The 7478-nt window shown below is 66.2% G+C and carries 9 protein-coding genes; 3 read left to right on the forward strand and 6 right to left on the reverse strand.

What is annotated here, in order from left to right:
* Nucleotides 1–589, forward strand: a 589-nt coding sequence (locus tag BRAO375_RS18320; RefSeq protein ID WP_035640996.1) for an SDR family oxidoreductase, incomplete at its 5' end; no start/stop codon positions are given.
* A gap of 13 nt (nt 590–602) precedes the next feature.
* Here BRAO375_RS18320 and BRAO375_RS18325 read toward each other — a convergent pair.
* The 4 genes from BRAO375_RS18325 to BRAO375_RS18340 all read right to left on the reverse strand — a co-directional run bounded on the left by BRAO375_RS18325 (nt 603) and on the right by BRAO375_RS18340 (nt 3857).
* Nucleotides 603–1541 (reverse strand): S1/P1 nuclease, encoded by a 939-nt coding sequence (locus tag BRAO375_RS18325; RefSeq protein WP_009028948.1) that lies wholly within the window; start codon nt 1539–1541, stop codon nt 603–605.
* A gap of 254 nt (nt 1542–1795) precedes the next feature.
* A complete protein-coding gene (locus BRAO375_RS18330) occupies nt 1796–2404 on the reverse strand; it encodes a hypothetical protein (RefSeq protein WP_009028949.1) in 609 nt (202 codons plus the stop codon).
* Nucleotides 2401–3072, reverse strand: coding sequence for a hypothetical protein (locus tag BRAO375_RS18335; protein WP_009028950.1), 672 nt, complete (start codon nt 3070–3072; stop codon nt 2401–2403). Before BRAO375_RS18335 ends, BRAO375_RS18330 begins: the two co-directional genes overlap by 4 nt.
* Nucleotides 3069–3857, reverse strand: a complete 789-nt coding sequence (locus tag BRAO375_RS18340) for a MotA/TolQ/ExbB proton channel family protein (protein WP_009028951.1) — start codon at nt 3855–3857, stop codon at nt 3069–3071. The genes BRAO375_RS18335 and BRAO375_RS18340 overlap by 4 nt, the downstream gene beginning before the upstream one ends.
* Before the next feature lie 193 nt (nt 3858–4050).
* Between BRAO375_RS18340 and BRAO375_RS18345 the strand changes: the two genes are divergently transcribed.
* A complete protein-coding gene (locus BRAO375_RS18345) occupies nt 4051–5409 on the forward strand; it encodes a sensor histidine kinase (RefSeq protein ID WP_009028952.1) in 1359 nt (452 codons plus the stop codon).
* Between the two features lie 3 nt (nt 5410–5412).
* The gene (locus tag BRAO375_RS18350; RefSeq protein WP_009028953.1) at nt 5413–6057 is read left to right on the forward strand and encodes a response regulator; all 645 of its coding nucleotides are present in this window, start codon (nt 5413–5415) and stop codon (nt 6055–6057) included.
* 283 nt (nt 6058–6340) lie between these two features.
* On the opposite strand, the gene BRAO375_RS18355 is transcribed toward BRAO375_RS18350, so the two are convergent.
* Complete coding sequence (locus tag BRAO375_RS18355; protein WP_009028955.1) at nt 6341–6928, reverse strand: TetR/AcrR family transcriptional regulator; 588 nt, start codon at nt 6926–6928, stop codon at nt 6341–6343.
* Entirely contained in the window at nt 6925–7095 is a 171-nt protein-coding gene (locus BRAO375_RS38080) for a hypothetical protein (RefSeq protein ID WP_009028956.1), read from the reverse strand. Before BRAO375_RS38080 ends, BRAO375_RS18355 begins: the two co-directional genes overlap by 4 nt.
* Between the last annotated feature and the right edge of the window lie 383 nt (nt 7096–7478).

The raw sequence follows: 7478 nt of genomic DNA on the forward strand, positions 1-7478 counted from the left end.
CGAGTTGCGCGCGGCCGGCGGAACCGCCGAGGTTCGGGCGCTGGATGTGACCAGCCGCGCTGACGTCGCGGCCTTTGCCGAGGCTGCGCGCGCCTTCTGGGGGCACGTGGACGTCATGATCAACAATGCCGGCATCATGCCGCTGTCGCCGATGGCCGCGATGAAGGTCGACGAATGGGATCGCATGGTCGACGTCAACATCAAGGGCGTGCTCAACGGCATCGCGGCGGTGTTGCCCGGCATGCTGGCCCGCGGCTCCGGACACATCGTCAACATCGCCTCGATCGGCGCTCTGCAGGTCGTGCCGACGGCCGCCGTCTACTGCGCGACCAAGCACGCCGTGCGGGCGATCTCGGACGGGCTCCGGCAGGAAAATGCGAAGCTGCGCGTCACCTGCATCCATCCGGGCGTGGTGGAAAGCGAACTGGCCAGCACCATCACCGACGAGACCGCAGCCGAGATGATGCGCAGCTACCGCGCGATTGCCCTGCAGCCGGACGCGATCGGCCGCGCCGTGCGCTATGCCATCACGCAACCCGACGATGTCGACGTCAACGAGATCGTCGTCCGGCCGACGCGGGCGCCGTGAGACGCAGGCGGCTCTACCGCAGCAGCACCTCGAGCAGGTTGGCGAGCCGCGCGGCGGCGAGCGCGGCCTGCTTGCGGGCGAGATCGCGGGCGTTGGTCTCGTACTCGCGCGTGAGTTCGACCGGCTGCTTGTCGGCGCGCACCGGCGGGGCGTAGGCGACGGTCTTGGCGAGGTCGAAGCTTTCCTGCGCCCAGACCGCGGGGTCGATGATCTGCGCCTTGCCGGCATCGGGCGTGACAGTCGACAGGCCGCCGCGCTGGTCGGCATCGAAGATCGCGCCGAACACCGTGGAATAGCCGCCGAAGATGCCGTCCCAATAAGCGTGCAGATTCTGCGTCTCGCCGTTGGCGGCGACGACCTGCAACTCGTTGCCGCCGCGGTCGCCGCCCTTGTCGGGAAGCGCGGCCGAATAGCGCGCGACGGCGTGCAGCGGCTGGTGCAGGTCTCCGACGAGGTGGATCGTCCAGCTCAGACTGTACGACCGCAGGGCCTCCGAAGCGTCGGTGTTTGCGGGCAGCTTGGCGATCATCAGCTTGAGCTGCGACACCGCGTCGACCGCATCCGGCCGCGGCAGCGGCGTATCGTCGGCCGAGACCAGCGTGTCCTTGTAGTGCCAGTAGGCGTGCTTGAGATGGCCGTACGGCACGAGCTGCTTCGCCGTCGAATCCGTCACCTGGTCGTCATAATAGTCCGGCTTCATCTTGATGTCGTCGGGCCAGGTCGCCGCGTGCACGAAGGCGTAGAGCTTCTCCTGCCCCGCAGGCGCGCCGGCGATCCAGCTCGCGTAGTCGGGATTGAGCTTGAGCAGAGCGTCGGCCCTGTCTCTCGCCGCCGGAGACAGCTTCTTGTAGGCCAGATACGCGATCTGCATGTGGCCTTCGTCCCACCAGGCCAGGGCCGGTCCGGTCGGCCACAGCAACGCAACGGCGAGCGCGATCGTCAGCTTGCGCACGGCAATGCTCCCTCGAGATTCAATCAGCAAATGAAACGCGCATTCGGGTGGATCAACGAATGATCCTGAGCCTAGCTTGATCAAACGAAATTGGCAATTTCACCGCTTGCGCCGCAGTCATTCTCCGCAGTCATTGTGAGCGTAGCGAAGCAATCCAGGGGCCGGGTTGGGACTCTGGATTGCTTCGTCGCTTCGCTCCTCGCAATGACGGTGTGTCATCGGCTGTCCATGGACATCTCTTCCGCATCGATCCCTCACTGCTCGTCCTTCGGCGGCATGCGCGGCGGCAGCAGCGGGGTGAAGGAGACGCCGTCGCCGGCATTCTTCGCTGCCTTGAACTCGCCGGTGGAGGGATCGCCGCCGGCGGTCTCGATGATGGTCTTGGGCAGGATGTATTCGCGCGCGGCGTCGATGATGCCGCCGTCGCCGGTGCCGAAATCGGCGGCGCGGCCGCCCTGCAGATGGCCGGCGGCGATCTGATCGGCGGCGTGCTGCGCTTTTTCGGCGAGCGTGTCGCTGTAGGGAATCCGATAGGCGCGCGGCACGCCGCTCGGCCGGTTGTCGTCGTCGAGCCGCTCGACCCACAGATAGACCGCACCGGGATCGCCCTCGACGCTGTGCGGATCGACGATCCGCACCTGCAGCACCTTGAAGGCCTTCGGCAGCCGGTCGATGCTGGCCCAGCCGAGCAGGCCGCGCGCACCGACGAAGCTGCCGACATAGAACGCGCTGGTGACGACGACCGCGATCGCCTTCACGGGCCATGGCAGCCGCGCATAGACCAGCACCAGCAACAGCAGCGCGCCGATCAGCGCGTAGCACACGGATAGCGTGACGATGACGGTCTGGAGGCTGCTCATCATCGCCTGATCATCCTGACGCCGGTCTTGGGATCGAGGTCGGCGCCGTTGGCGCGGACATTCCGAAAGGTCTCCAGCAGCGATTTCGGCCGGCGCTGCACGTCGATCACTTTGCCCGTGGCATCCAGCTTGAAGCGCAGCGCGGTCTTCTCGTCGCCGGAATGGTCCATCACGACCTTGTCGTCGAAGATCACCTGCGCGGTCGGGTTGAGCTTCTGCACCTTCACCTTGGCCTCGACGGGCGCGCCGCTGACGTTCTGGAAATGCGAGATGTTGACGGTGTATTCGCCGGCGACGATGCCCCGGATGGTCACGATCTCCTCGCGGATCGGCGACGGGATCTTCAACCCATTGACCAGGATGAAATCGTTGGCGCCGCCGCGGTCGTCGCGGTCGAGCGTGAGGAAGCCGGCCTCGCGATGCCGGTACCAGGCGATGTTGCCGACGGGATCCTGCACGAACAGGTCGAGATCGTCGGGATGATTGTCCGGCCAGTCCATCGTGATCAGGAACTCGGCCTTGCTGTCGACCTTACCGTCCTTGGCGTCGGGCGAGATCGCGAGCACGGCGATGAAGAAGAAGAACGCGACGATCTGCAACGCCTTAAACAGCATGACGCTGAACGGATCGAACTGCTCCTCGCGCGGATAGAGCCCGAAATCGTCCATCATGCGCCCTGCTCCGCGCGCTCCATCGCGCGTTCCATGGCACGCTCGAGCCGCGGCGTCACCCGCGTTTCCGTGAGCATGACGGCGTCGGAGAACACGCGCCCCGTCGCGGCATCGAGCATGTAGTACTGGATGCGCACCAGGATCGAGCCGACGAGGCCTGCGAGCGTGGTGTACATCGCCACCGCCATGCCGTCGCTCATCAGGCCCATCGAGGATTTCATCGCCAGCTTGTCGTTGACGTCGAGGCCGGCGATCGGCGCCAGCATGATGATGAAGCCGATGATGGTGCCGAGCAGGCCGAGCTTCATCAGCGTGTCCGAGGCAAAGCCGCCGAAGCCGTTGGAGCCGCGCAGCCGGTCGGCCAGCGTGCGCAGCAGCAGCGTCTGGTCGAGCCGCCCTGCCCCTTGTGTCCTGGCCTTGGTGACGAGGCTCTTGATGTGGTTGGTGACGAGTCCTTTCGGCAGCAATTGCGCATCCGGCTCGAGCGCGCGCTCGGCGTCGAGGCCGATCAGGATGGCGCGGCAGCGCCTGGCGGCATCGGCCTCGCGCGCAATGGCGCGCGTGCGCCAGAAGCAGTGACAGCAGGTCGCGACATAGAGCACGGCGATGACGCTGGAGAGGTAGGTGCGGTCGGAGGCGACCATCAGATGGAAATAACCGTAGCGGGCCAGCACCACGGCGGCGAACACGGTCAGCCCGGTGAAGATCATCCAGAGCAGCAGCGGGCCGCGCTCGGCGGGATCACGCGTGGGTTCCACTCGGTCGGTATTGCTGACCACGCTCATGCAGGCACTCCCCGATGCGGCCGTTTCGTCCGGCGCTTTCGCAGCCAAGTTAAGCAGAGCGGCGGAACAGCGTCCAAAGACATCTGCCTCGGGGCTCTCGGGAAAATTTCCCAACCTGCCGCTTGTTGCGGTGCATTCGCTTGGCGACGCACCGGCCCGTTGTTACGCTTCGGCAGACCCCGTGGAGGATTGCATGCGCCTTGTGCTCCAGCTGATCGCGCGGCTTGCGCTGATCGTGATGCTGTGCCTCGCCGCCGCGGCGGTCTGGGTCACGGTCGATGCCTATCGCAGCGTCGACCGCGCCACGGCTGCGAGCGCCGATCGCGTGTCGCAAGCGCTGGAGGCGCTGTATTGGCGCGAGCTGCTGTTGCGCAGCAACCGGACGCGCGACCATCTGCTGCCGGTGCCCGACTGGCGCACGACCGAGACGATGAAGCTGATCGCGCCGGGCATCTGTGTGCAGTTCAAGCCGGAGGCCGCCTTCGAGAAGCCGCTGTGCGGCCAGAGCAAGGGCCTCGGCGAGTCGCCGCCGCGCTGGTTCTCAGGCTTGGTGGAAACGATCCTCGGCGACCACGCCGCGGTCGCGCAGGCGATCAGCGCCCGCGCCACGACGGCGGGAACCGTCTCCGCGATCGCCGATCCCGACGCTGCGATCCAGCTCGCCTGGCAGCGCATCCAGGACAGCTTTGGGGTGGCGCTGGCCATGGCGGTGGCGATCGGCGTGCTGGCCTCACTGGCCATCGCGCATGCACTGGCGCCGGCGCGTAGCATCGTCTCCGCGCTGCAGCGCATGGCCGAGGGTGAGCACCGACCAGCGCTGCCGAGCTTCCGCTCGATGGAGCTTGCCATGATCGGCCGCGCCGTCGGCGAGCTCGGCGATCGGCTGGCCCAGGCCAACGAGCAGCGCGCAGCCTTGACCGAGCGCCTGCTCGACATCCGCGACGAGGAGCGGCGCGCGCTCGCCCGCGAGCTGCACGACGAGTTCGGCCAGAACCTCACCGCAATCCTTGCGTTTGCCTCGACGATCGAGAGCGCCGGCAAGGAGCGCAACGATCAGGTGGCACAGGATGCGCGGATGATCACGCAATCCGTCAGCCATCTGATGGCCTGCCTGCGCGGCACGTTGAGCCGGTTGCGCCGGCCGCTCGCCGAGGAGCTCGGGCTCGAAGCCGGCCTCGTCGCGCTGACGCAGAACTATCAGCATGCCGCGCGCCCTGCGATCCGGCTCGACCTGCATGGCGATCTCGCCGACATCCAGGGACCGGTCGCAGTCACCGCCTATCGCATGGCGCAGGAATGCCTGACCAACGCGCTGCGCCACACCGACGCACGCGAGGTGTCGCTGCGCGTCGAGCGGCGCTCCGGACCGGAGAGCGCGCTGGTGATCTCCGTGGAGGATGATGGCGGCGGCGACGCGGCGCAGCTCACTCAGTCCGGCGGTTTCGGCCTGACCGGCATCCGCGAGCGCATCGCTGCGGTTGGTGGCTCGCTCTCGATCGAACCCGCGGCGCGCGGACTCAGCGTGTCAGCCACGATCCCGCTGGCGGCCTGAGACATGGCCGAGCCCGGCATCTCGATTCTGCTGGTCGACGATCACCCGGTCGTGCGCCAGGGCTATCGCCGCGTGCTGGAGAGCCAGGACGGCTTTCGCGTCATCGCCGAAGCCGACAGCGCCGCGGCCGCTTATGCCGCGTTCAAGGCGCACGCGCCCGACGTGGTCGTGCTCGACATCTCGATGAAGGGTGCCAGCGGCCTCGAGGCCATCCGCAACATCCGCGCCCGCGACAACCGCGCCTGCATACTGGTGTTCTCGATGCATGGCGAAGCGCCGCTGGTGAAGGCGGCGTTCGCCGCCGGCGCGAGCGGCTTCGTCACCAAGAGCAGCGAGCCCTCGTCGCTGGTGCGCGCCATCCGGATGGTGATCCGCGGCGAGCGTGCGCTGAGCGACGACGTCGCCCATGTGCTGGCCGCGGACAGCCTCGATCCTGTTCGCACGGTACTCGACCGGCTCGGCGAACGGGAAATCGAGATTCTGCGCCAGCTCGCGTCGGGCCTGACCACGGAGCAGATCGCCGCTAACCTGCATCTCAGCGTCAAGACGGTGCAGAATTATCATTATCTGGTGAAGGCGAAGACGGGGATGCAGACGGATGCGCAATTGGTGCGCCTCGCGGTCACCAGCGGCCTGACGGATCTGTAGTACAGCTCATCCCCGCAGGCTGCTCATGGGCGAGCAAGCTTTCTCCACTCGTCATTGCGAGCGCAGCGAAGCAATCCGGAGTCCCGCCCACCACCCTGGATTGCTTCGCTACGCTCGCAATGACGTGGTGAGACAGTGTCGCCACACGGCTAACGGCGCCCGCACTAGCCCGTCCGATGGGGTAACGGGCGGACCACCCGAGCGTCTCGCGAGCGCGCTTATAAATCGCGCCGCAGCGAGCGGGACGCTCGGGTGGTCCGCCCGTTACCCCATCTACGCGCAGCTAACGCGCCGCCAGCCCGCGCAACAACAGGGTCAGCACGGCGTCGACACGGGTCGAGCAGGTGCAATCGGCCCATTCGTCAGCGTGGGCGGGGTGGTGGAAGCTGCGCGTCGCATCGAAGATCGCGGCAGCCGCGATCTTGGGATCGGCGACGTCGAACGCGCCTTGGGCGACGCCCTCGGCGATGATGCCCTCGACCTGGGCGATCAGGTCCTGCTTGTGCGCCTTGACCACCGAGCAGGCCTCGCGCGCCAGGGTCAGGTAGGTCGCGAACATTTCCGGGTCTTCGCAGACCCGCTTGTGCTTGGCGTCGAACAGCTCGCGGAGCCAGCGCTCCAGCTTCACGGGCGCCGGACCCGGCTCCGCGGCGATCTGCGCCAACGGCTTGCTGACGCGTTCGAGCCAGCGTTTGGCTACCGCCTCGCGCAGCGACGCCTTGCTCGGAAAGTGCCGGTAGACGGAGCCGTGGCTGACATCGAGCGCTCTCGCGACGTCGACGACCGTCGCTTTGGCGAGCCCGTAACGGCGCAACACGTCCTCGGTGACTTCGAGGATGCGCTCGGATGTCAGAACCACGGCCTCATTCATGCGTGCACCATATCGGCGTCCGTCGTGTGCGCCTTGATCTGGATCGGCTCAGCCAATTCGGCAGACGGCGCGCGAAATTTGGCGGCTTGCGCCTCCAGGTGACGGGCAACCTGGAGATTCAGCCAGTTCTGAAATTGTGAGTGTAGCAATCGCTTTTCAATCTTCATCGAAGCGGTCCTTCGCAGGTGAAGCCGCTGAACCCCAGAGGTCAGACAGTGCTAATTGATCATGAACACAACATACACCATCGCGCTGACAGATTTCAATATCTGTCAGCACGATTTTAGAAATTGGTATTATAATACATCGAAACTCGTTACCGGTGGCCGAAAACCCGCCGTTTGTGTCGCCCCGGCGGCTCTGGTAAAGCGCGGCGTAAAATGCTGGCGCGACCGCGATGGTCCGCCCACCTTCCCTCCCGCCTGGAGAGCCGTCGATGATCCCCCGCTATACCCGTCCCGAAATGGCCTCGATCTGGGAACCGCAGACCCGGTTCAAGATCTGGTTCGAGATCGAGGCGCATGCGGCGGACGCGCTGGCCGAGCTCGGC

Source organism: Bradyrhizobium sp. ORS 375 (assembly GCF_000239775.1).
Lineage (GTDB): Bacteria > Pseudomonadota > Alphaproteobacteria > Rhizobiales > Xanthobacteraceae > Bradyrhizobium.